This is a genomic window from Photorhabdus noenieputensis, from assembly GCF_018448935.1.
In the GTDB taxonomy this organism is placed as follows: Bacteria; Pseudomonadota; Gammaproteobacteria; order Enterobacterales; family Enterobacteriaceae; genus Photorhabdus; species Photorhabdus noenieputensis.
This window is the reverse complement of record NZ_RCWC01000018.1, coordinates 71,732-97,266: the sequence shown is the minus strand read 5'-3', so window position 1 is coordinate 97,266 and position 25,535 is coordinate 71,732. Positions and strand designations below refer to the sequence as shown.

The following is a 25,535-nucleotide window of genomic DNA, read 5'->3' as shown; positions in this document are numbered from 1 at the left end:
CTGACATTAAGACAAATGACTGGCGACACCGATGCCGAACGGCTGTTTACCACCTCTCACGTGATACCGGGGATGTTTACCCGTCAGGCGTGGGAAGGCGGGATACAAAAAGCGATAGCGGAGGCGGCAGCCTCACGTAAGGAGGCGATTGACTGGGTACTGAGTGATAACCGTCAGACAGTCTCGGCGTCGGTATCCCCCGAAGAGCTGAAAGCCCGGCTGACCGCCCGTTACTTTACCGATTTCACCGGAGCGTGGCAGGATTTTCTCAACAGCCTGCGCTGGAACAAAACCCGTAGTCTGTCGGATGTCATCGACCAGCTAACGCTGATGGCGGATGGGCGTCAGTCTCCGTTGATTGCGTTGATGAACACGCTGGCCTATCAGGGCGAGACCGGGCAACAGGGGCCGACGTTATCGGATTCATTGGTGAAATCTGCCAAGACATTGTTGAATAAAAATCCGCCGCCAATGATTAACCAACAGACGGCTGGCGTGCACGGACCGATGGATGAAACTTTTGGACCGTTGCTGGCGCTGATGGGCGAAAACCGGGCGACCGGGGGAATCAAGACTGACAGCACGCTGAATTTACAAACTTTTCTCACGCGGGTAACCGAAGTGCGGCTGAAACTGCAACAGATGAACAACAGCGATGATCCGCCGGCAATGGCGAATGCGCTGGCTAAGACGGTATTTGAAGGGAAAAGCACCGATTTGACCGATACACAGGGTTATGGGCGTTTAATAGCCGCCAGCCTAGGGGGCCAATGGCGGAGTTTTGGTCAGACGCTGTTTATCGAGCCGTTAGCGCAGGCGTGGCAGGGGGTACTGAAACCGGCAGAGACGAATCTGAACACCCAGTGGCAGAGAGCGATAGTGGACAACTGGAATCGGGCATTTGCGGGCCGTTATCCGTTTGCCGGTGGCGACAGTGAAATCTCATTGCCGATGTTGGGGCAGTTTATCCGGTCAGATTCGGGGCGGATAGAGCAGTTTTTGACACGTCAGTTAGGCGGGATACTGCATAAAGCGGGTAACCAGTGGGTAGTGGATGAGGTGAATGGTCAGGGCGTGCAGATTAACCCGGATTTTCTAAAGGCGATAAATCAGCTCAGTCAGTTATCGGACCTGTTATTTGCCGATGGCAGTCAGGGATTGCGGTTTGAACTGCGGGCCAGAGCGGTACGGGATGTGGTGGAAACCGACCTGACGATAGATGGGCAGAAACTGCGTTATTTTAACCAGATGGAAAGCTGGCAGAGCTTTCGCTGGCCGGGAGAGACCTATAAACCGGGTGTGATGCTGACGTGGATTAGTGTTAATGCCGGAGCGAGGCTGTTTGGTGATTATCAGGGAAACTGGGGGCTAATTCGCTGGCTGGCACAGGCAAAAGTGGAGAGACTGGATGAAAGCCGTTATCGACTGATATTTACTGCCCCGGATGGATTACCGTTGACCTGGATTTTGCGTACAGAATTGGGCGAAGGGCCTCTGGCATTATTAAAACTGCGCGGATTTAAATTGCCGAAAAATATCTTTGTGGTGAAGCCGGGTAAGCATACGACAATATCAGCGGTAAATGACGATGATCTGATATTGGAATAATGCATGCTATTGAGAATAAATAAGAAAATAGCGTAATCGTTAACTGTTTTCGTTAACAGAAGAGCTGTTCATGATAAATATCACTACAGATATTCTAATGAAGATTTTTTCTATATAGATGAAAAGCCTGATGATACTTTTCTCATTGAAGAAGGAATGCTGCTATGGAGTAAATGAGGTTTAAAAGGGGGTGATGAGATTGAAACAGAGATAATCTATTGGATAGAATGAAAATAATAATTGTTCGCATGGGGACCTGATTATAACAGCGTATTCAGGTCTCCTTCATTTTATGGCAATCAATATAAGTTTATTTTTGTCAATAAATGGTTTGAAATACGTGAAAGTGATCCCCTTAATTTTCCTGCCGAGAGTGATGTTAGCGCAATAAAGACCGACATTGCTGTTATCATGCAAAAATTAAACATAATCGGTAACACTTTGTCTCAGAAACTCAGTGAAGAACAGATTTGATACCAAATTTACAGAAGTAGAGAGCAAATCTGATTCCAGATTCAAAGAGAGGGATAACGAACTCGATAGTGCCATATCTCGAATTGAATCATCTATTGAAAAAAGTTCCCTGTCTTTTGATGGAAACTTAAAGGGCATGCAATTAAGGATTATTCTTTGGATACTTGGCTTGCCGTCTCTGGCTTTCGCGCTTTACCATGCTTACCTTCTACTCTAAAATCATACATCAACCCGCCGAACAGACCTCGCGGGTTTTTCATTTCTACGCTGCGTAACTGCGGTTTTTTTATTGTGAGGTCACTCATTGGCTAAGTTAACAAAGCAAGAAATAAAGCAGATCAGTGCCCAGTATATCAGTTGTGATGCTTCAAATAATTTTCCATCCGAAGTTTCCTATTTAATGAAAAAGCATAAAGTCTCCAGGAACGCGATACGCATTGATGCACGTCATCCTTGCGGGAAAGATTGCATCTTTATAAAAAAAGACGGAGTGGAATTTTGGGGCGGTTACATTGATGATCAGTTTTATGAAGAAATGAATTCATAACTTGTTCTATATGGGTTTTTTATGGAGTTTTTGTATGCCAGTATCAATAGAATCAAGAGCCGGCGATTTATCCAAGGTGTTGTTAGTGACAGCAAATCACTTTTATTACAGCTTCGAATTGCTGTACCCGGAATAATGCATGCTATTGGAGATAAATGAAGAAATAGAGCATAATCGTTAACTGTTTTCGTTAATAGAATACTCAGTAAGGAAGGAATGCTGCTATGGGGTAAATGAGGTTTAAAAAGGAGTGATGAGATGAGGTTGAATCGGATATAATTTATTGAATAAAGTAAAAATAGGAATTTTTCTAGACTCGGCTGACTTTGAAATTGCTACCGATGCAGATAAAGCTGTTTTACTCGAATGGAAAAAGTACAGAGTATTGCTTACTCGTGTAGATGTGAATCAAGCGCCTGATGTGGAATGGCCGGAAGTGCCGAAAACTGCGAGTAAGATCACTACATTTACACAGTTTCAGTAAAATACTTATTCATTGAATTTGTTACACTATTCCCTATTTAATGAAAAATCAAGGGAGTTAATATATGAGATTTGGGAAGGGTTTGGTATTTATTTTATCAAGTTTATTGTACTCTTTTTCCGCAAATGCTGATATTTCGGAATATACAGAGAGAATTGAATGCAATAATAGTTATAATTCCTTTACTATCAGGAAGCTCAAACATTCTAGCGATATATATGGTTTAGTGTGTTATCAGTTGAAAGATATAACTTCCTGGGCTACTGATGATGGAATGAAAATTACAACATATGTTATCCCGGATACTAAAAAATTAGTCGCTATATTTACACTGGAAGAGGATAAGCCAAAAAATAGTGAGCCTAAAAGTAGCATTAGAGTAATTTATGTTGACGAAGGTGGAGCTATCGTTAAAAAAGATATTATCACACAGCGTTATACAAAAGACCCTAGAATGACTTTATCTAATATGAAAATTATAGATTATGAATACTACAGCAAAATTGTCTATTTTGAAGTTCCTGCCTGGGATGAAAATAATGCTATATATGCTTTTTCTATTCCGCCTGATAATAATTACGATAATGTGCGTGAAAAATATATTACAGATGGAAGTTTGACGTTTATAAATGTAACTAATTTTTCACACAATAATAACCACGGCAATGACATAGTTGTTAAAAGAGGAGTTATCAAAGAGGATGGAGAGCTTTCTTACGGTGAATATTGGGTTTCGTCAAAAGGCAAAACTATTTGTGAATTGGATACAGATTTAGAAGGCTGGAAAATTTATATGCTATGTAAAAATTAGTGTCTGGTGGGGTAAGCATGGTTGATAGCTCCATAATAGGGCTTTCTGGTTACCTTGACAATTTATTTTGGGAGCTAGTACTTTTCCTCTGTAATAGCTCCTTTATCTTTCAGTTTTGCGGGCTTATCTAACTGAATTGTTAGCTTTGAAGCATGAATAAATTGAGTAGGAGAATAATTAGCCCGCTTTGTTTTACTTATCTCATTTTCTCATTTTGGAGGTTAATATATGAATTCCTCATAAATAGAGGATATGGGAAGAGATGGGAAGAATAAGAAGAAAATAATTTAAAGATGTTAGATATGTATCTATGAATATATTTTTCATCCAAAAACATTGAATGAATTATTGTTACCAATTATACAAAAATAGTTAATATCATAATCAATAATAATACTGCATTATTATTTTTCTGAATTAGACTTTGATTAGTCCGAATTACAGGAGATTGTTTTTACAATAATTCAAGATGTTGATTATAAAATAACATTATTTAATTCTAGGGAGATATATGAGTTACAAGAATGATTTTAAGGCTTTTTCTATTAGTAATAATGCAAATGTCGTGAGTCAGAGATTATATGAAGAAAGTAAGGATTTACTGACTGGATTTCCACCAAATGATGTCCCATCTCACTTATTAAATAAGGTATTACGTCAGTCATCATCCATATCATCTGTTTTGGCTGATTTCATCTCGACACAATCTGGTGAGGATGTTCTTGATGATGGGGATATAGCTAAACTCACCGCACAATTAAATAGAGCTTTAGAACGAAAAACCATAACAAAAATTCCCGATGCTTCATTAACACAAAAGGGTGTTGTCCAACTCACGAATGTGATTGGCAATAGCGATACATTGGTGGTTACACAAAAGCTTGTTCGGGAAATAGTAAATTCATTGCGTGAAGATATTAATAGTAGTAAAGCTAATGATATACCCGTAGGTACTCCTATTCCTTGGCCGACTGCTATACCGCCGATTGGGTGGTTTCAATGTAATGGAGCGGTCTTTGATAAATCGAAATTTCCGAAGTTAGCCGAAGCCTACCCTGACGGTAAATTACCTGATTTAAGAGGCGAGTTTATTCGTGGCTGGGATGATAGACGTGGTGCTGATGTGGGGCGTGGGGTGTTGTCGTGGCAGGGTGATGCCATTAGAAATATCACAGCATCAGTAACAGGACGTACAGTAAATGTGTCAGGAAGAATATTTTCAGGCAAGGTATCTGGAGCATTTTCAACATCAGGTGAATACGGTGAATACAGTGCAGGGGATAGCCGGTCAATGAGTGCAGTAGGTGCACGTGATCGACTTGCAGAGTTATCGTTTGATGCATCTCGTACTGTGCCGACTGCGAATGAAAATCGTCCCCGCAACATTGCATTCAATTACATAGTGAGAGCAGCATAATAAGTCATAATATTTTCTTATTAAAGCGGCCCATAAATTGCTGAAATGAGCCGCAAATATAAAGTCATCACTATTTCTTAGCCAGAAAAGGGGCGGTATATAGGATAGTTGATATCCAAATGATTGCAGTGATAAACATGACAATCATCCTGGTGAAGCGCCAGTAAAATGGCTTTGGCGATGTAGCGATGGGAATAGGTAATCTGGTATTTTGCGGCTGATTATTATCTTGTTCGTTATCTTGAAATGGCAGGATAAAACGATAGCCTTGTCGGTATACAGTGTGTATGGCTTCATCTAGATCACAATAGCGTAACGTTCGGCGTAACTTACAGATTAATTGCAATAAATTGGTTTCTGCTACGCCATTTTTGCGTTCAGGCCAGACCAAAGGGATCAGTTGTTCCCGATTTAACGTATTCCCTTGGGAGGCATGTTCCCACAGTGCAAGTAGCAGGCGTTTCTCTTTCTCAGTAATGATAAATATATTTTTACCATGAATTATTTTGTTTGAGTCACAGTCTAAATAAACATCTCTAGTTATTTTCAACATAACGCATTCTCTGCCTCTGTTTAGTGTTTGTCTATTTGCTATAGCCAGGAGGGCTCAATTAGGCTTATGCCTGTTAGAACTTATATAGTTTTCCCATGAGTAATGCAAGAAAATAAATAATTTAAAATTTTTAATTTTATTTTTTATATGAGTTATTTTTTATTAATAAATAAAACTAATGATGATTAATTATTAGTTTTGTTTATATTGTGATGATAATGTCTCTATTATATGTGAACTGATGGGAAATTTATAAATATAGATAAAATATTTTTAGATATTATTTATGGTTTATAAGTTCCTTTTATAAAAATTAATGAATAGGTATCCACGAGCAATAATGCTGAGAATTGAGGGGTATTCTACTATTATGTATATTATGTAATTGAATTAACGGATATGCAATTGAATTAACAGATAAAAATCGATAAAAATAATTATTTTTTATTTTTAACTTCTATTTAGCGGTGTTTGAATGATTACTGTTCACTGTTCACTGTTCACTGTTCACTGTTCACTGTTCACTGTTCACTGTTCACTGTTCACTGTCCGGCATTAGGCATGATACCTAAGGGCGGTAGCGTACCTAAAATGAATGATTGTGTGTTCTAACCCGGTGATGAATTTAACTAAGGAAATAACAATGTCTACAACTGCCGATCAAATTGCTGTTCAATACCCCATTCCAACTTACCGTTTTGTCGTGACCGTTGGTGATGAGCAAATGTCTTTTCAAAATGTATCGGGATTAGATATTAGCTATGACACCATTGAATATCGTGATGGCATTGGTAATTGGTTACAAATGCCCGGTCAGCGTCAAAGACCAACCATTACCTTGAAGCGCGGTATTTTTAAAGGGCAATCAAAATTGTACGATTGGATTAATTCTATTTCGCTTAATCAGATAGAAAAGAAAGATATTTCTATTAGCCTCACCAATGAAACAGGTTCAGATTTGCTGATTACTTGGAATATTGCTAATGCTTTCCCAGAAAAACTAACCGCGCCCAGCTTTGATGCGACCAGTAATGAAGTTGCGGTGCAGGAAATAAGTTTGAAAGCCGATCGAGTGACTGTTGAATTCCATTAATACATTGTTTGTTGTCAGGACTGTTTGTTGTCAGGAATAGTCTGGCACGTTAATGCAGTGCTTTTTGAAGGCGAATATTATGACAATTAATACAACTTATCCGGGCGTCTATATTGAGGAAGATGCTTCATTAGCACTCTCTGTCCGTACAAGTGCAACGGCGGTCCCTGTTTTTGCGGCTGCAAATACTAATAAATTTTTATCCACAGAAGATCATGTCCGTATTAATAGTTGGCTGGACTATTTGACACGAAAAAGTGGACAATTTGATCCTGGTGATAAGCTTGATATTTCACTACGTGCCTATTTTATTAACGGCGGTGGATATTGTTATCTTGTTAAAAACGAAAAGTTAGAAAAACAAGTGCCAAAACTTGATGATGTCACATTGCTGGTTGCTGCTGGAGAAGATATTAGTGAGGTTACGGTAAAACTTTGTCTACCGGGCAAAGGTTTATTTGCCATTTTTGATGGCCCATTCACTCAAATAGATTTGAACCAAAACCCCGATGAAGTACTTAAGACTTATACCGCCACCGCCTATGGCGCAGTTTATTATCCGTGGCTGACCGCTGAATGGGGAGAAAAAGATGAAGAAGGGAAAAGGGCTAGTGTTGATATTCCACCCAGTGCAGTGATGGCCGGTATTTATGCCAGTGTCGATAACCATCGGGGTGTTTGGCAAGCACCGGCTAACGTTCCTATTCAAGGAGGATTACAACCTAAATATCCGGTGACTGATGATCTGCAAGGACAATATAACAAAGATAAAGCGTTGAATATGATCCGTACTTTTCCTAAAAGTAGCCCATTGGTTTGGGGAGCCAGAACACTTGAGGACAGTGATAATTGGCGTTATATCCCTGTTCGCCGTCTGTTTAACAGCGCGGAACGAGATATTAAAAATGCCATGAGTTTCGCGGTCTTTGAACCTAATAGCCAACCAACTTGGGAAGTTGTACGCCGAGCGATTAATAATTATCTCTATTCTCTTTGGCAACAAGGCGGATTGGTGGGCAATAAAGCCGAGCAAGCTTATTTTGTTCAAATTGGTAAAGGCATCACCATGACTGATGACAATATTAAACATGGTGAAATGATCGTTAAAGTGGGTATGGCGGCGGTTCGTCCAGCCGAATTTATTATCTTGCAGTTTACGCAGAACATCGGACAATAATTGGAGGCAGCATGCCAACAGTACCAACTTATCCTGGCGTCTATATTGAAGAAAATGCCTCACTGGCGCTTTCTGTCAGTCGAGGGAATACGGCAATCCCTGTTTTTATTGGGCGTTTTTCACCGAAAAAAACGAGTACGACGCCCAAAATAACACGTGTTAGTAGCTGGTTGGATTTCACTGACCAGTTTCATGTGGGTTGTGTTACGTCAATAGCGATTAAATCAACACCTCCATCTCTACCTACTCCTGCCGCTAAAAAATCTAGGAAAGTTGAAAAAGTTGAAGGTGATATATCAGCCGAAAATGAAAATGGAGAGGTTAATAACGATCCAGAAGAAAAAAAAGCTGATTACACTTACGAGGTGACAGTTAACCACACGACAAGCAGTGATGCTTTAAAGCTTTATTTTCAAAATGGTGGTGGACCTTGTTATATCCTACCGATTGCTGATTCGGAAGATACTAAAACTCTGGCTTTAATCCCTGAGTTAATTAAGCAGGCTTTAGAAATTACCTTGATCGTCAGCCCTGAACAGGATTCTGCTTACCAAAGCAAGATATATAAAAACCTGACATCTTCATTATTGAATGAGGGCTATTTCCTTATCGCTGATAATCAGGATAAAGCATTCGCTATCAGCACTAACGTATCCTCACAAACCGCAACGTATTATCCCGCAGTGAAAGTCTCACAACTTATACAAACGGAAGAGAGTCTTATAGATGTTTTAGGTTATAAGGATGCAAAAGCAAACAATGTTACCAATTTGACGGAACTCAAAGAGAAAAACCCGAATGTCTATAAGGAGGCTATTACTGCAATAAAGAATGTAAAAAAAACTATTCCCGCCAGTGCAATCATGGCCGGTGTCTATTGTGCCACTGATGCCAACCGTGGCGTTTGGAAAGCACCGGCTAATGTTGTGCTAAATGGGATTAGCGATGTGGATGAACGGCTCACTGACGATGATCAAAAAGAGATGAATCCGAAAGGCATTAATGCCATCCGCCATTTCAGCAACAAAGGTTTTGTCGTCTGGGGAGCACGTACCCTGAAAGATGATGACAACTGGCGCTATATTCCGGTACGGCGTTTATTTAATGCGGCGGAACGGGATATCAAACAGGCAATGCGATTTGCCGTCTTTGAACCCAATAGCCAACCAACTTGGGAGCGAGTACGGTCAGCCATTGACAATTATCTCCATCAACTCTGGCAACAAGGGGCACTGGTCGGCAGTCATCCCCAAGAAGCCTATTTTGTGCAAATTGGTCAAGGTATCACCATGTCCGAAAGTGATATTAGGAAAGGAAGAATGATCGTCAAGGTTGGCATGGCGGCGGTCCGTCCGGCTGAATTTATTATCCTGCAATTTACGCAAAAAGTAGCACAGTAACCGTACTGGGGCGCGGTTTGCCGCGCCTGTCCTGTAGAGGAAACGACAATGGAAATAATACAGCCGAGTGTGACAATCGCGGAGAACTTGATATCCCAGAAACCAGATGATGCATTTATTGGTATCCCCGTTTTTATTGGTCATATTCCAGAAAATTCGGGCAATGAAACCAGTGCGGGAAGTAGAACCATAGTCAAATTAAACAGCCTGACCGACTTTACTCTAAAATTTTGTGAGTCAGGATTAATGTACTACTCATTAATGTACTACTCCGTGCGCCACTTTTTTGAAAATGGCGGTCAACAAGCCTATGTGCTGCCGCTGACCTTTGATGAACCACTGAATGATTTTCAATCGTTGATCATCGCACTGCAACAGGATTGGCTTAAGCAGGCTATTGCCGCAGAGAGTGCTATCACTCTGATTATCGTCCCTGATATTGTCCGTTTTAATCAGACAGGAAAGCCCGGTGCTGACATTGATCTTTGGTTGCAGTTTTGGCAGTCGATACTCGAACTGTGTAAGAGCCGACGTGGCATCATGGGATTGTTGGATGCCCCGGATGATCCAGTACTGGCTGCTACATGTTTAACGCAGTTTTCCTCAAGTGATCGGCAATGGGGCGCGGTATATTGGCCGGGACTGAAAACCCCATACCAAGAGAATGGTAAACATATCATCCTTTCGCCAACCACGGCGGTGGCGGCGGTTATCCAGTGTAATGATAATCAGCAAGGTATCTGGACCGCGCCGGCCAACGTAGCTTTAGCTAAGGTAGTCAGCCCGGTACGATCCTTTATTGAAGCTGATGCGCTCTTTAATCAGAATGGCACTTCGTTGAATTTGATTCGCAGCTTCCCCGGTAAAGGGATTAAAGTCTGGGGATGCCGAACTTTGGACAACATTCCCGGTTCTCCCTGGCGTTATATCCAAACTCGCCGCTTGGTCTCCTATATCGAAGCACATATCACCCGATTAGGCCGGGCTTTTGTTTTCGAACCTAACAACGCTATCACCTGGATGAAACTTAAGGGCCAAACCTACAACTGGCTGCATCAATTATGGTTAAAAGGTGGACTGTTAGGTACTCAGGAGGAGCGAGCGTTTGACATATTACTCGGTGTTAACGAATCAATGAGTGAAGCGGATCTGCGGGCCGGGAAAATGGTCATGAAAATCAAACTGGCACTGCTCATTCCGGCGGAATTTATTGAGCTGAGTCTGACGTTTGATATGCACACCGGGACAATGGGATTAAATTAAACAGGGGCAAAATATGCACAATCTATACACCCCGTCAGTATCACACCGTTTTATCGCCAGTTTTCTGTTTAACAATATTCCCAGTCCACTTGATATTGCCTTTCAGCGTATATCGGGCCTTAGCCGTGAACTGCAAACCACCCAATACAGCCAGGGCGGGGAAAACGCCAGAAATGTTTGGCTGGCCGAGAAGATCCAGCACGGTAGTTTGGTACTGGAACGCGGTGTGATGACGGTGACGCCGCTTACTCTGATATTTGATCGTGTCTTGCGTGGAGAAAAAGCGGTTTATGCTGATGTGGTCATTATGTTGCTAAATGAAAATTTTTTACCGGTGGCAAGCTGGACCGTGAGTAACGCGTTACCGGTTCGTTGGTCTACCGGTGACTTTGATGCCAATAGCAATGCCGTTTTGGTCAATTCCCTGGAGTTACGTTATCAGGATATGCGCTGGTTAGGAGTGAAAGCATGACTGTAGAAATTAAAGAACTGATTATTCAGGCCAAAGTTACCGATTCTGCGGGCGATTTATCTTCCCCGCGAACATTAGCCCAAGAAGCGTTGGACGATGCTCGCCTGATTGAAAGGATTAAACGGGAGGTGCTAGAGGCATTACGTGAAGCAGGGGGCGATTATGAGCTTAATTGAACGTAGTCTGTCCAAACTGACGTTGACGGCTTATAAAGATCGGGAAGGTAAAATCTTGGTGGGCAGTTTACCGGTGATGTATAACCCCGATGCGATCCAGTTCAATTATCAAGCCAATTATAGAAACGATGAAAGCATTACCCATGCCCACCAAGGCAACCATTATGTGTCGTCTCAGCCCGCGGGCCTGTCATTAGATCTATTGTTTGACGCGTCTATGCCCGGCAACAATACGCCGATAGAAACCCAACTGGCGACGCTGAAAACTCTCTGTGCCGTTGATGCCGGTACCAACGTCCCTCATTTTCTTAAAATCAAATGGGGCAAAATGCGTTGGGAAAACAAAGGTTATTTTGCCTGCCGGGCCAGCGGTCTCAGCATTCATTACACTTTGTTTGACCGGGACGCCATGCCATTACGGGCAATTGCTACTTTATCGCTGGTGGCGGATGAGAGCTTTGTTATTCAGGCCACGGAGCAACAGCTAAAATCACCACCGGCTACTGCGGTTAGTGTAACCGATATGCTCTCTCTGCCATTGATTGCATTGGGTGCTGGCGCGGCTCTGGCGGGCGGTATCGATTATCTTTCGCTGGCTTGGCAAAACGATCTAGATAATCTTGATGATTTCACGCCGGGACAAACACTACAAGCACGGAGGAAAGAATGAAGATACCTCCGATCACGATTAAGATAGACGGAAAAACGCTCAATCAATTTACGGTTATCAGCCTGTCAGTCAATTATCCTATCAATGGCATTCCTGCGGCTAACGTCACTTTGGGTATTATCGGTGATACCAGCCATATTTTTGATGCCAAGGCGCAGGCTGAGTTGGCAAATTGTCGCCCGAATCATGAGCTTATTGTGCAGATACAAACAAAGGTGTTGTTCAAAGGGATCATCGTTCAGCAGACATTGAAGATTAAAGGTCAGGACAGTTTAATGATTCTGACAGCAAAGCATCCACTGCAAAAATTAACCCATAGTTTCCACTCTCAACTATTCAATAAGCAGAGTGATGAGGCAATTATCAAAAAGCTATTCAGCCAGGCCGGTGTATCTGTCACGATAAAACAAGCGCCTCAACTTAAAACGGTACATGAGCAAATGGTGCAATTTCGTTGCAATGATTGGACATTCTTAAAGAGCCGACTGAGTGTTACCAATACTTGGCTGATCCCCGGCCATGATGCCGTTACATTAGTCACGCCGGAATCACTTAATCGGTCAACCGTACACACCATTCGTCAGCGCGGCGACCTTCGGGACATTGTGCTGTTTGAAGCTAATCTGCGATGGGATAATCAGCGCAGCCCAAAAACAGTAAGTGTGCAGTCTTGGGACATTAACCAACAAAAGTTGTCTCAGGCGATTCAGGCAAAAAGTAGTGGGTTTGGGCATGGTCAACTTGCTACCGATACGCTGAAACCGCTGACCGATCAAGAGTGGCAATGGATTTTCAGCTCCCCATTGGATAATCAACAAACCAAACAGTTTACTCAGGGCATCATGGGCAACCGGCGAAACCATAATATATCCGGTAGTTTTGAGGTTGCAGGCAATGATCATTATCAGCCGGGTGATGTTTTGGCGTTAACTGGCTTCGGAGCGGGAATGGATGGTCAGGCGATTATCACTGGTGTCAGCCAGATCATTAACCAGCGGCAAGGTTGGCGCACCCGGTTAACGTTAGGCATGCAATCAGATGTAGAACAGCCGGTACCGCCGGTTAAAGAGTTGCATATCGGGATCGTAGAAAAATACCAACAGGATAGCCAATCACTAGACCGTATTCCGGTCAAAATACCGGCCTTAAGCTTAACCAACGGCACCCTTTTTGCCCGCTTAGGCAAACCTTACGCCAGTCATGAGAGTGGATTCTGCTTCTATCCAGAGCCGGGGGATGAAGTAATAATCGGCTTCTTTGAATGTGATCCTCGTTTTCCGGTGATATTAGGTGCCATGCATAATCCTAAAAACAAATCCCCATTAGAACCTGGTGAAAAAAATCAAATGAAAACGTTAGTAATTAAACAGGGAGAAAATCAGCAGGCATTAATCTTCGATAATAAAGACAATATGCTCGCATTTAATAGTGGAAAAAATACCTTATCTTTGCAACAGGATAAAGATATCACTATTAATTCTGCTAAAAATCTTATTACTCAGGCGCAGGAAATTAATATTCAGGCCGAAAAATCCCTATCAGCCGCTGGAAAATCTGGAGTTGATATTAAAGGGGCGAAAATTAATTTAACACAATAATAGGTTAAATAAGATGGCAGATAAAATATTAACCGATATTTATGGTCGGGGCTGGGCATTTCCGCCACAGTTTTCTTCTCAGACGGGAATTATCATGGCGGAAGGGGCAGAACATGTTCGCCAGAGTATGAAAGTGCTTTTTCTCACCGAACCCGGTGAGCGGATTATGCGTGAAGATTATGGTTGTGGTTTGCATGATTATCTGTTTGAAAATATCACTGATGAATTAATGGCGCGTATTCAAACGCGTATTGAAGAGCGAGTATTACGTTATGAACCTCGCGCAGAAATTACTGAAATTCAAGTGAATCAAAAAATTGATTTGCCTAATAGCCTGCATGTTCAGGTGAGCTATGCCCTGAGAGGTAGCGAAATTAGCCAGCAAATTGAAGGTATTATTAAGATTGGTGAAGGAGAAGTGATCTTATGAGTAAACAACTGGTGGTTGATGGCGACACTTTGCTATTCGAACCCTTGTTCGGTAACCGGCAGGTCACTATTCTGGGGCCGGCAATCGTCCGGGGCAGTGGTCACACTAAGATCCAAGGCAAAAAAATCGTAATGGTGGGGGATGAAAAAAAGATACAGCTTCAAGCACAATATATTACCCCTAGCCATCCGGTGCCCGGCATGGGTATGGTCACTATTGCTCAATTGGATGTCGGCCAGCAGGTGAATTTTTGTCGTAGCCCTGCCACGGTCATTGTTGTCGGGCAGCAATTTATTGCCCGTTTTACCCCATCACAGCCGGCAAATAATCCATCGAGTGGCCCGGATATAACAGCACCCAGTATGGGTAAAGGTCGATTTATTGCCAGTCAATATGCTGTCAGTGCTGGATAAATAAGTTTTAATTTATTTTTAAATAGTAATGATCTCCTGAAAACATATTAAAGTTATATGCAAATAACGGGTGGTATAAATATGGGACAGACCGGATTAAATAATAAACTTACCGCTATTGTATCTGAGACGGATTTTAAACTTGATGAAAGAAGCACATTAGATATTTTAAACTGGCTTAAAGAATACACCGAAAAAATCCCTTTTGGTCAAGAAAAAGAGCAGTTTTGGAGTAGCTTCTATTTTATTCAGGAAAACACGCCGCAGCAATTAGCCAATATTTACCAAGAGGCGAATAGAGCAAATGGTACTTTACCCGCTCATCAGGCTTTTTTACTGGTTTTTTTAAAACTCTTAGAAACGACGAAAATATTATTCAATACTTTTCCGGCACGTCATCGTGATCTTTATTACCGGGAATTATTGGGTTTAAAACCGAGAAATGCTCAAGCGGATCGGGTGACGATAGGTATTACCTTGAATTCTGATCGTGTTGAATATCTTATTCCGAAAGGAACTCTCTTTGATGCCGGACATGATAGCGCTGGCAATCCATTACAATATGTATCCGAGTTGAATATATTGGCAAACCAAGGGGAATTGACTGACCTGTGTTGGTATCGAAAAGAGGGGAATAGCTGGAAATCGGCAATACCACTAAATCTTGCAGATAACATTGCATTCCCTGAAAACGGTATTCGGCTTTTTAGCCCAACGCCTGATGATGTTTCGGTTCTGTCCGGTTACTTAATTACTTCGCCTTTATTTGCGATGTCAGCAGGAGAGCGCACGATTAAAATCACATTAGCCAGCGAGTGGGATGGTGAACCTGAGCATATCACGGCTAATATCAGTGCAGAAAATCGTTGGCTTTCCTTGGCGGTAAAACTTGTCAACAAAACAACGCTTGAGCTCGGATTGTCCGCCAGTGATGCGCCGATAACTCCTCCTGATGCCTTGGATAATATGACGTTTGATGTACCGGTACTAAAACTAGGTACCAGACAGGGACCGATGCTGTCTAAGATTAAAGACATTGAAATCAGCATTAACGGCAATCGTAGTGTGTACTACGCCTCTGATGGTGGTATTGAACGAACGGATGCATCCAGTTTTCCCTTTGGTCAATCACCGCTGCTAGGCTCCGGTTTTAATCTGATTGCCCCTGAATGGTATGGCACTGAAAACGCAACGCTCACGATTACTCCCCAATGGGTTGGCTTGCCCAAAGAGGGTTTTAAAGAGTGGTATAAGGAGGTTAAGAAGGGTAAAGAGGGTGAAGAACTTAACCCTGTTTATAGGATTACTGCAAATGACGCATTCAAAATACAGGGCTATTTAATCACTCCTCAAGAAAGAAAGACACTCAATGCTACCCAACCGTTATTTGGTGGAACGGGTGCACCACAAGGACAAAGCCTAAAATTTACCTTGCCAACAATGAATTATCCCGTTGCAGACAGCTCATCTCCCAATGACTGGCCTGCCTCAATACGCATAGAACTGGCGGGACAGGATTTTATGCATACCCAATATTGGCAAGACCCTACCGGTAAGAATTTACCTTATACCCCACAAATCAGTGCGTTGCAGATTCAATTCAGCGCTAAAGCTAAACTTGAGCAATTTGCTGTTTACCCTCTGACTCCTTTTGGCCGGGGTGAGGCGGCAGCAGAGACGCCAGCATTCACCTATGAGGCATTCTATTTAGGCTTTACGGGGGTACTACCGGGGCAAACTTTATCTCTCTATTGGCACTTAGAAGGTGTTAAAGCGCTCGATTTATCTTGGTCTTACCTCGATAAGCGCAATACTTGGCGTAAATTGGATAAATTAGTTGACGATCAAACCGGTAACTTGTTCGACCGGGGTATCTGGCGCACCTTATTACCACAGGATGCTTCAAATCAGGCCGCTCTGATGCCGACAGGGCGGTACTGGTTGAAAGCCGAGATAGTTGGAAAGATAGATCCTCAAGATTACCCACGCATTAAAGGCTTGCTGTATAACGCCATCATCGCCACATTAGCCAACGCAGAAACTGTTGAGCCAGAGCATTTTATTAATGGATTGGTTGCTGACAGCATAAAACAGCCGGTGGCCACGATTGCTGCAATCAGCAGCATCACGCAACCTTGGGCTTCCTGGAATGGTCGTCCGCAAGAGAGTGAGCAAGCCTTCTTAAAACGAATTCCTGTCCGGTTGTCCCATCGTAATCGAGTGTTGAGTTGGGGGAACATGGTTACCTTATTAAAGGATCATTTTATTAGCCTATTTGATGTCAGATACCATTCGGGCAGTAAATTAACCACCATCCCGGCACCGGAAAAGCAACAACTGATAGTGATCCCGGATAACCGTTACAAGGATAACGATGATGCATTACGCCCAACACTAAACCCGGCGCGACTGAAAGAGATGGTCGAATGGTTAAGCCAATTAAGTAGCCCTTGGGCAACCATTGAAATCAACAATCCTACTTATGTTGATGTTAAAGTGGACTATCAAGTGACCTTCATCTCTGGCGTTAATTCCGACTACGGCTGCTATCAGCTACAACAGCAATTAAGCCGAATATATATGCCGTGGGCGGAGAATCCTGCTATCGGCGTGACAACCGGTAACTGCATTGACTATTACCAATTATTAGCCACCATCGAACAATCCCCTCTGGTAGAACGAGTCACTAATTTAAGCATAACCACCGCTAACCAAACTAAGGGTACCGTGGGTGCAAGTATTGAAGCTAACGATGACGAAGTGTTGATTTTAGTTTGGACAGATAAGTGTTCCTCAAGCCAAGGAGTTAACTAATGAATAATCAGGATGCTCTGTTTCCCATCGTCAAAGATGATATTGCCTTTGATACCTTACTTGCCCAAGCTAAGGCGGTGATTGAGCAATATTCTGGTCAATGTTGGAGTGATATGAGTGAGAATGATCCCGGTATCACCTTATTGGAGGCCTGTTGTTATAGTGCGTCTGATTTAGCTTATCGTCACTCATTACCACTGAAAGATCTGCTTACGCCCACCCCAGAGGAACAGACCACCGGAGAGGGTATTTTCCCGCAGGAGTTTGGTCCGCAACAGATGCTGACCTGTGGTCCAATTACACCAGCGGATTATCGTCGGGCGTTGCTGGATTTACACAGTGGCGATACGGTTGAGGGTTACTTTTTATTTAATGATGCACGGCTGATATGCGAACCTAAAGATCAACGCTACACATACTGGTATAGCAAAAAGAAACGTGAATACAGTTTCATGCAAGTCTCTGATTCAGAAAGTAAACAATTAACATTAAGAGGAAATTATTGGCTTTATTTGCTGCCTAGTCGGGAAACTCAGGCCGATAATAAGCTGGCTCAGGAGAAACTTAACGCTTTCCTGAAAGATAACCGTAATCTGGGGGAATGGGTGAGTCGGGTTATCTGGTTAAAACCTGTTGATTTGCCATTGAAGATTGATATTCAGCTTGATAATGATGTTAAAGATATCGCTGACGTATTTGCTCAAATTTATATGACAGCGGAACAAACGATAATTGAAAAACCGCTACGTTATACCACCCAAGCAATGAAAGAGATGGGTTACAGTAATGAAGAAATTTTTGATGGACCTTATTTACATCACGGTTGGATACCTAAATTACCGCTGATCAGAGATTACAACGGCACTATGGTATTAAACTTAAGCCATTTGGTTAACCAATTATTGTCTATCAAGGGAGTTCAAGGTATTACTCGACTGGAATTAGATAAAGATAATAAGGAAATTATTTCTCTGCTACCGCAAGATAATTGGTCTTGGGAAATTGCGAAAGGATATTATCCCAGATTATGGGGCGAAGATCCTTTAGCATTGATGACTTCATTAGACAGCCCATTGACTATTATCGCCAAAGGTGGTGTGAAAGTTACAGTTTCTAGCGAAGATATAGAGAAAAAGCTCATCACAGAACCGTTGATTAATACAAATCCAGAATTATTGAATTGGGGTAAACATCGTAAAGTGCGGGATTATTACCCGGCAAGCAATAAATTACCCGCTTGTTATGGATTGCAGACTAATAAACATAGCTTACAACAACTACAGTTACACCAATTTATGCTGCCTTTTGAACAACTGTTAGCTAATGGCTGTGCAGAACTTGCCCTCTTACCGAAATTACTGGCCTTTAAACAACGGGGAAACACGGTATACGGTGCACAATGGCCTTTTAAAGTTAATTCCGTTAGTCAGAACGTTCATCAGGCGATAATGCCTGACTTAATCAAGAAATTGAATGATGATGGGCAAATTGATAACGATGATGGCATCCATGAACGAAACTATGCAAAAGAGCTAGCTATCCTTGAATATCTGTTGAGTTATTTTGGTACTCATCGAGCGGCCAGACCACTTATTCTCAATCGACAGGATTTTCTATCCACTCAGCGCGGTTACTTGGCTCAACAACCAGAGCTGGCCTATCATCGTAATAATATTCGTATTGATAAAGTATCGGCGCTGCAAAAACGAATTGCCGCCCGGTTAGGCTTGGGAAGAAAATGTTTTAATGAACCGCCTGATTTGGCTGATCTGCCTTTCTATTTAATTGAGCATCGTCGGCTGTTACCGGTGAAACCTGATGAGGCATTCAACAGTGAACAAACACTTGATAATTTAGAAATTAAAAATCATCCTGATTCTAGAAGCTATCACTTAATTATTACTCAGCAAAGTGTAGCAGGGCAGTTATTGCATGGTCAGATAATTGATTTAATTATTAAAGGTGAGAGCGGATTCACATTACGGGGCCAAGTGATTACTGAGATTACAGAAAAATCATTTTATCTTGATACCCGTAACAGTGTTGCTCTGGAATACAATTTGGACAGAGTACAGCAGGCATTTATCGACAAAAAACTATGCTGGCAAAATAGCCCGGTATGGTTGGAAGATATGGATTATCAATTGGTTTATGCCGATGAGACAGATCAAATCGATGCCGAAGATGAACGCTGGATCACTTCCAGTCCCCAAAGCCATTTTCCAGCCATGATTAAAGAGGGTGATGAAATCACGCTAAAATATAAAATTACCCCTTATGAACCAGCCAAAAAAATAGTAGCTAGCGTGAATTCTCCATCTGACTATATGCTTAAAGCTGTGGTAAAGAAATTCGATCGTATTGAGGGTAAAATATTAATTAAACGAGATAAAGACAATGAGGCTGCTTTTCCACAAAAGGAAAATGCATGGCGTTATCGCTGGTATTTCTCTGGTGCAGAATACGCGCATACTGATCGTTTTTCATTTGTCGTCAGTGTAGTCATTAATCGTCAGTTAATTGAAAATAGCAAAGTTGATCCTCATAAATTGGAATCATGGGTAAAAACTGAGATTTTAGCTGAATTTCCGGCACATGTTTCCATGATTATCCATTGGTTGCCCTTAGAGCATTTCAGGAATTTTGCCAGCACCTATAAACGTTGGCAAAATAATGGTTCTGCTTTAGGGGATGAAGCATACCATATTTTAGAAATGTTGACTTTAGGACGTCTGCCTTCCCCATTAACGGGGACCGGGAATATGCGAATTGCCACTGAAAAGCAGAGAACTGAGGTGATTGGTGAATCTAAAACAGAATGGCATTTTGAATTTATTGAGAGTAACCAGTTACTATATGTACCGAAAATTCAGGAGGATATTAATCGTAATAAAGGGGATTAATATTGTATTACAATAAGAGATATTTATTGCACTATTAAATTCATGGTTTTTAATTATTACTATTTCATTATATATTCATAATTTTAGGATATTAACAATAGAATAGACTAATATATAAGGTGATAAAAATGGAAAAAAAGAACAATCTTTCTAATTCAGAGATTAATCCAGAAAATACCAATAATAAAACAGAAGTTCCCTCGGTGGATGATTTAAAAAAACGTTTTAAGGCTGGTAGTATTCCATTACAAACTGATTATGAACATTTAATTGATATGGCTGATATTGGCCGCAAAGCAACCGGGCAAGCTCCTCAACAAAATGGACCAGGAGTAGGATTGAAGTTGGATGATAATGGTACGCTTAATTTAAAGATAGGTACTATCTCCGATATCGATAATAACGGTTTTTCTCCATTAATGTTAAAAAATGATATTTTATCTGTAGACCTTGGCAGTGGTCTTATTAATGAAACTAATGGAATATCTGTTGGTAAAGGTAATGGTATTGCTGTAAATACAGATAATGTCGCTGTCAAGGCCGCTAATGGTATTAATGTTGATAGTAGTGGTGTTTCAGTTAAAGCGGGTAATGGTATTTCGGTTAGTGGAAATGGAGTAGAAGTTCAGGCCAAGAATAATGGCAGTATTTCTGTTGAGCCAGATGGTATAGCTGTTAAATGTTGGGATGGGGGGGGGATTGTGGTAACTGATAATACAGGTCTTTATTTAAAATTAGAGGGAGGAAATTCAAGTAATGCTTGGAGTGGTGTAAGTGGTTTGAGTCTGAGTAAAAATGGTGTAAAAGTCAAAGAGGGTAATGGTATTAATGTTGATGATAAGGGTGTTAGTGTGGATGTCAACGCAATTGCATCAAAACTCGCAGACCTAATTATTCCACCCGGAACAATTGTGCCATTTTATAGAGATAATTATAATAACCCTCCTCCGGGCTGGGTATGGTGTGATGGAAATAATGGTACGCCTGACTTAAATACTAATAGAAATGGACATGACTCAGAGGCATCTCTTAATTTAATTTCAGGGCATTTAAATAAAGAGACTAATTATTGGCAGTTAGCATATGGGAAACATGTAGCAACAAATATATATTACATGAGATACATTATGAAAAAATAAATTAATTAATCATAGTGATATATCCTATATAAAACCAAACTCACATTTATTATGTCAATTCATGACAGAGGAAATATTAATATGCCTTGGGAGCCAAATTTGTTCAACCGGATTACCATTACTATTGAAGCTAATAATCAACAAGTAACTAAAAAATTATTACATAGTTCTCTGCTTGATCAAGTCGGTGTACGTAAATTATTTAATTTATACTTTAATAAGCATGTTATTAATCAGGATGTTTATGTAGAGAAATTAACTCTGAATCTTGGTGAAATTAACTTAAACAATTTTAATTCTCTGTTTCCTATTAGGTTTAATGCTGAACTAAATAAAGCATTGGGACAATATCGAAAAAATAATAATGGAGAAACCATTACGGAAAATTCAATAATATCTAAAAATATCGGTAAATCCTCTTTATTACAGAGTGATTATTTATCTGATATCGAGGAATTTATCCAGTATTTATATCAAAAAGATATTAAATTAAATCATGAAAAGGCAATGGAGAGTAATAGGAGTATTGATGTTAATGCCAAAGTTTTAATTGATCAATTAATGCAAATAGAGAAAAATTTAGCATTATTATTAGCAAAAAGCTGCTTATCTGAGCACGGTTTACAACGGCTTTTAGCTATCAGTCAGCCGGCTTTATTAAGCGAAATTAATCACAAATTATCGGAGAATATAGATAGATCTCAGCATCAAGGAAAGGTAGTTTCCTCTTGGCAATTGGTATTGAATGCATTGGGATATATCCATCGGTATAATACTCAGGAAATACCCAAACCAGATATGAAAGTGATATCATATATCATGGCTGAATTTGATAACAGTATGCTTGATATTGTGCCTATTATTACTTTATTCCGCCAAAATATAGTCGCTGAAAATACCTTATTAAATGCATGGTTGAAGCTAATTTGGCAAATAGAATGGATTCCAAAACTGTGTAAAAAACACCTCTCTGTTCAGGAATATAAAAATTTAACAAATCGTTTTGGCTGTGAAACTCAGACTTTGAGAGAACAATCTTTACAGCAAACATCTCCGGTTAATTCAATGATTACTGAGTTATTACAGAAGTTATCTACAGAGCATTGGGAAAATTTACCACCATTAAGTCAGTATCAGCTTTCATCAATAATTTTTTCATTAATAGCTACAGCGATTAAAAAAGGAGAAATAAAAACAAAAAATATCATCCAATTATTGCAACATCCGGCGTTATATAACCAAACAGGTACAACTTGGTTAGCCCCATTATGGCAATTAGGTTTGGTTTCACAACTGTGTAAAAAATATCTCTCTGCTGAGGAGTATAACGAACTGTCGCAACGTTTTATGTCAAATAATGCCAATCAAGCATTAACTCCTCAAGATCAAACAATATTATCAATATCAAATAATTTACACGTTAAAGATAATGATTGTAATCAACTTCGGGATATTAACAGGCCATATCCTGAATCAGATTTAGTTTCTCCATATAAGGTAAGTAATGCTGGAATATTAATTCTATGGCCGATGTTACCCGCTTTATTTAATCAACTAGCTCTGCTTGAGGAGAAAAAATTTATTCATCATCAAGCTCAATTTAGGGCGGTTGATTTCTTGGATTATCTTATTTGGGGAGATGAAGAGAGACAAATAGAGAGAAAAATCTTAAATAAAGTTTTGTGTGGGTTAATGATTGATGAAGAGACGCAATCAATCCCTGTTGAGCCAGAAAAACAGTTGATAATAGAACAATGGTTGGATGCGATTATTGCTCAACTTCCGGGTTGGAAAAAACTGAGCCGTAATGATGTTCGCCAACTGTTTTTACAACGACCGGGTGAATTACTGATAGATGAACAGGAAATAAAAATTACGCTACAACATCAGCCGTTTGATCTGTTATTGGCCGACTGGCCGTGGCCGTTAAATATCGTCAAACTCCCTTGGTTAAATCGTCCTTTACAGATTGACTGGCAAAATATTTAAAAGGTCTATATGAACTCTTTAGTTAAAAATAACCACTATGCGGTGGCTGAATTACATTGGATTTATCCCCATTTGGAACGTATCGATCTGCTATTACAGCGCTACTATTATCATAAAAGGGAAAAATACGATTTATTACCGGAGAGTTTTTTACTTACTGAGGATAAGGTAGAGGAATATTTGGTACAGCCGCAGGGCTTTCCTCATTGGCTATTTGAGGAGGGTAATATTGTTGGTCATCCGAAAACCGAAGAACACTTTGCTTCTGATGCATTGTCTTTATTGGTTGAACGTTTTGAACTCACAGAATTTGAGCGCGATATCTTATTACTCGGTTTATTGCCGCATTTTGACAGCCGTTATCATGCATTATTTGCTGCTCTGCACGGTAATAGTAAAAAGCAGTGGCCTGGCTTTGCTTTAGCAATTGAATTATTTAGTCAACGCCACAGTGATTGGCAATTATTGCAAAACTGCTTTTTACCATCCGCACCATTAATTAGTAACCAACTCTTACGGCTCAATAACCACGAAGAATCTATTTGGTTACAAACGCAATTTTTAACCCACAGCGCCGTCTGGCATTTTTTATCAGGACAACAGCCAATTCTGCCGCCTCTAATAACTTGTGCTTATTGGCATTCTCCTACTTCGAACCTTTGGTATCCATCAACTCTTTATCATTCACTTGAGAAAATATTATTGAATGAAACTGATGAAATTCGCCCGCTGGTGGGACTTAGAGGAAAACAGGGCAGTGCCAGAGAATTAGCGGTCAGCAATATTATGGCGTTTCACAATATCAGTACTCTAATTTTGGATTTAGCTCGATTGCCGGAGGACGAGAACTCAACTGTAATAGCTAGTTTGCTGGCGGATGCAGTGAGAGAAGCACGATTACATAATGCTTGTTTATTAATTCGTCATTTTTCTTTACTTACAGATGAAAAGAAAACATTGAATAACCTATTATCCGTTTTACTGAATCAACCAAAATTACGAGTGGTTTGTTTAGTAGAGCCGGGAGACGCATTAGTATGGATTAAACATTTATCAATGGTGCAAATTGAGATGCCGGTAGCTACGCGGGTGGATAAAGAATCTATGTTGCAAGAATGTTTACCAGATAACGCTGCTCAGAGAGTTAATATTGTTCAATTGTGCCAGCGTTTCTCATTTACTGCGGAAACTTTACCGTTAATTCTTAAAGAAGCTTATCAATATCAAATATTACGACAACCGGGTGGTCAATTAGAAGAGATAGATTTACGTAAAGCATTAAGTTTCCGCGCTCAACAGAATTTAGGTAAACTGGCTCGACGAATAACGCCAAAACGTAATTTTAATGATTTAGTGGTTTCTGGTGAATTAGCTCAACAATTGAAAGAGATTATTGCAACGATTAATTACCGTGACCAGATTTTGGGTGCTGGCTTTCAGAAAAAATTAGGTTATGGTACTGGTATTAGTGCATTGTTTCATGGTGAATCGGGAACGGGTAAAACGATGGCCGCAGAAGTGATTGCCGGGCATCTTGGTGTTGATTTGATTAAAGTCGATCTTTCTACCGTGGTAAATAAATATATTGGCGAAACGGAAAAAAATATCGCCCGCATTTTCGATTTGGCTGAATCGGATTCCGGGGTACTGTTTTTTGATGAAGCCGATGCACTGTTTGGCAAGCGTAGTGAAACCAAAAATGCTCAAGACAGACATGCCAATATTGAAGTTTCTTATCTGTTACAACGGTTGGAGGATTATCCGGGGTTGGTGATTTTAGCGACTAATAATCGTAGCCACCTGGATAGCGCTTTTAATCGTCGTTTTACTTTTATTACCCATTTTACTTATCCTGACGAAATATTACGTAAAAAAATGTGGCAAACTATTTGGCCTGAACAACTGAAATTATCTGATGAAATTGATTTTGCACATTTGGCTAAACGAGCTGATTTGACTGGGGCTAATATCAGAAATATTGCCTTATTGGCATCAATATTAGCCGCAGACAATAATAGTAAAAAAATTGATAATCAACATATAGAGCGGGCAGTTACTCTCGAATTAAATAAGAGTGGCAGACTGATTTTTAAATAATTATCAA

21 protein-coding genes are annotated in these 25,535 nt (G+C 40.6%); 20 read left to right on the top strand and 1 reads right to left on the bottom strand.

The genetic code is table 11. The annotated features are described in order from the left end of the window. The 5 genes from EAE91_RS13585 to EAE91_RS13565 form a co-directional block, all read left to right on the top strand. The coding region (locus EAE91_RS13585; protein WP_280520284.1) for an ImcF-related family protein at positions 1-1,608 on the top strand (1,608 nt) is incomplete at its 5' end. A 778-nt stretch (positions 1,609-2,386) separates the two neighbouring features. Next, positions 2,387-2,629 carry a hypothetical protein gene (locus EAE91_RS13580; RefSeq protein ID WP_244868839.1) on the top strand — a complete coding sequence of 81 codons (243 nt, stop codon included), beginning with the start codon at positions 2,387-2,389 and terminating at the stop codon, positions 2,627-2,629. Between the two features lie 283 nt (positions 2,630-2,912). After that, complete coding sequence (locus EAE91_RS13575; RefSeq protein WP_312150222.1) at positions 2,913-3,113, top strand: tail fiber assembly protein; 201 nt, start codon at positions 2,913-2,915, stop codon at positions 3,111-3,113. A gap of 64 nt (positions 3,114-3,177) precedes the next feature. Then, positions 3,178-3,924 carry a hypothetical protein gene (locus tag EAE91_RS13570; protein ID WP_214088962.1) on the top strand — a complete coding sequence of 249 codons (747 nt, stop codon included), beginning with the start codon at positions 3,178-3,180 and terminating at the stop codon, positions 3,922-3,924. Between the two features lie 511 nt (positions 3,925-4,435). Beyond that, positions 4,436-5,341 carry a phage tail protein gene (locus EAE91_RS13565; protein WP_214088961.1) on the top strand — a complete coding sequence of 302 codons (906 nt, stop codon included), beginning with the start codon at positions 4,436-4,438 and terminating at the stop codon, positions 5,339-5,341. A gap of 70 nt (positions 5,342-5,411) precedes the next feature. Here EAE91_RS13565 and EAE91_RS13560 read toward each other — a convergent pair whose 3' ends face one another. Continuing rightward, positions 5,412-5,894: a winged helix-turn-helix domain-containing protein gene (locus EAE91_RS13560; protein ID WP_244868838.1), complete on the bottom strand. Its 483-nt coding sequence runs from the start codon at positions 5,892-5,894 to the stop codon at positions 5,412-5,414. A 643-nt stretch (positions 5,895-6,537) separates the two neighbouring features. On the opposite strand from EAE91_RS13560, the gene EAE91_RS13555 reads away from it, so the two are divergent. The 15 genes from EAE91_RS13555 (at position 6,538) to EAE91_RS13485 (ending at position 25,528) form a co-directional block, all read left to right on the top strand. Next, complete coding sequence (locus EAE91_RS13555) at positions 6,538-6,987, top strand: phage tail protein (protein ID WP_214088960.1); 450 nt, start codon at positions 6,538-6,540, stop codon at positions 6,985-6,987. A gap of 79 nt (positions 6,988-7,066) precedes the next feature. Further along, positions 7,067-8,164, top strand: a complete 1,098-nt coding sequence (locus tag EAE91_RS13550) for a phage tail sheath family protein (protein WP_214088959.1) — start codon at positions 7,067-7,069, stop codon at positions 8,162-8,164. An 11-nt stretch (positions 8,165-8,175) separates the two neighbouring features. Next, positions 8,176-9,564, top strand: a complete 1,389-nt coding sequence (locus tag EAE91_RS13545; protein WP_214088958.1) for a phage tail sheath family protein — start codon at positions 8,176-8,178, stop codon at positions 9,562-9,564. 48 nt (positions 9,565-9,612) lie between these two features. After that, on the top strand, positions 9,613-10,827 hold the full coding sequence (locus EAE91_RS13540; protein WP_214088957.1) for a phage tail sheath C-terminal domain-containing protein: 1,215 nt from the start codon (positions 9,613-9,615) through the stop codon (positions 10,825-10,827). 13 nt (positions 10,828-10,840) lie between these two features. Continuing rightward, positions 10,841-11,299 (top strand): phage tail protein, encoded by a 459-nt coding sequence (locus EAE91_RS13535; protein ID WP_214088956.1) that lies wholly within the window; start codon positions 10,841-10,843, stop codon positions 11,297-11,299. Next, entirely contained in the window at positions 11,296-11,475 is a 180-nt protein-coding gene (locus EAE91_RS13530; RefSeq protein WP_214088955.1) for a DUF5908 family protein, read from the top strand. The genes EAE91_RS13535 and EAE91_RS13530 overlap by 4 nt, the downstream gene beginning before the upstream one ends. Further along, positions 11,462-12,145: a CIS tube protein gene (locus EAE91_RS13525; RefSeq protein ID WP_214088954.1), complete on the top strand. Its 684-nt coding sequence runs from the start codon at positions 11,462-11,464 to the stop codon at positions 12,143-12,145. The genes EAE91_RS13530 and EAE91_RS13525 overlap by 14 nt, the downstream gene beginning before the upstream one ends. After that, complete coding sequence (locus EAE91_RS13520; RefSeq protein ID WP_214088953.1) at positions 12,142-13,743, top strand: phage baseplate assembly protein V; 1,602 nt, start codon at positions 12,142-12,144, stop codon at positions 13,741-13,743. The genes EAE91_RS13525 and EAE91_RS13520 overlap by 4 nt, the downstream gene beginning before the upstream one ends. A 13-nt stretch (positions 13,744-13,756) precedes the next feature. Then, positions 13,757-14,173, top strand: a complete 417-nt coding sequence (locus EAE91_RS13515) for a GPW/gp25 family protein (protein ID WP_214088952.1) — start codon at positions 13,757-13,759, stop codon at positions 14,171-14,173. Further along, positions 14,170-14,586, top strand: coding sequence for a hypothetical protein (locus tag EAE91_RS13510; RefSeq protein WP_214088951.1), 417 nt, complete (start codon positions 14,170-14,172; stop codon positions 14,584-14,586). Before EAE91_RS13515 ends, EAE91_RS13510 begins: the two co-directional genes overlap by 4 nt. A gap of 81 nt (positions 14,587-14,667) precedes the next feature. Then, positions 14,668-17,400 (top strand): hypothetical protein, encoded by a 2,733-nt coding sequence (locus EAE91_RS13505; protein ID WP_214088950.1) that lies wholly within the window; start codon positions 14,668-14,670, stop codon positions 17,398-17,400. After that, positions 17,400-20,303 carry a hypothetical protein gene (locus EAE91_RS13500; RefSeq protein WP_214088949.1) on the top strand — a complete coding sequence of 968 codons (2,904 nt, stop codon included), beginning with the start codon at positions 17,400-17,402 and terminating at the stop codon, positions 20,301-20,303. Before EAE91_RS13505 ends, EAE91_RS13500 begins: the two co-directional genes overlap by 1 nt. Before the next feature lie 128 nt (positions 20,304-20,431). Next, positions 20,432-21,442, top strand: a complete 1,011-nt coding sequence (locus EAE91_RS13495; RefSeq protein WP_214088948.1) for a hypothetical protein — start codon at positions 20,432-20,434, stop codon at positions 21,440-21,442. A 51-nt stretch (positions 21,443-21,493) separates the two neighbouring features. After that, complete coding sequence (locus EAE91_RS13490) at positions 21,494-23,431, top strand: contractile injection system tape measure protein (RefSeq protein ID WP_244868837.1); 1,938 nt, start codon at positions 21,494-21,496, stop codon at positions 23,429-23,431. A 9-nt stretch (positions 23,432-23,440) separates the two neighbouring features. Next, positions 23,441-25,528 (top strand): ATP-binding protein, encoded by a 2,088-nt coding sequence (locus EAE91_RS13485; RefSeq protein ID WP_214088947.1) that lies wholly within the window; start codon positions 23,441-23,443, stop codon positions 25,526-25,528. Positions 25,529-25,535: the final 7 nt, after the last annotated feature.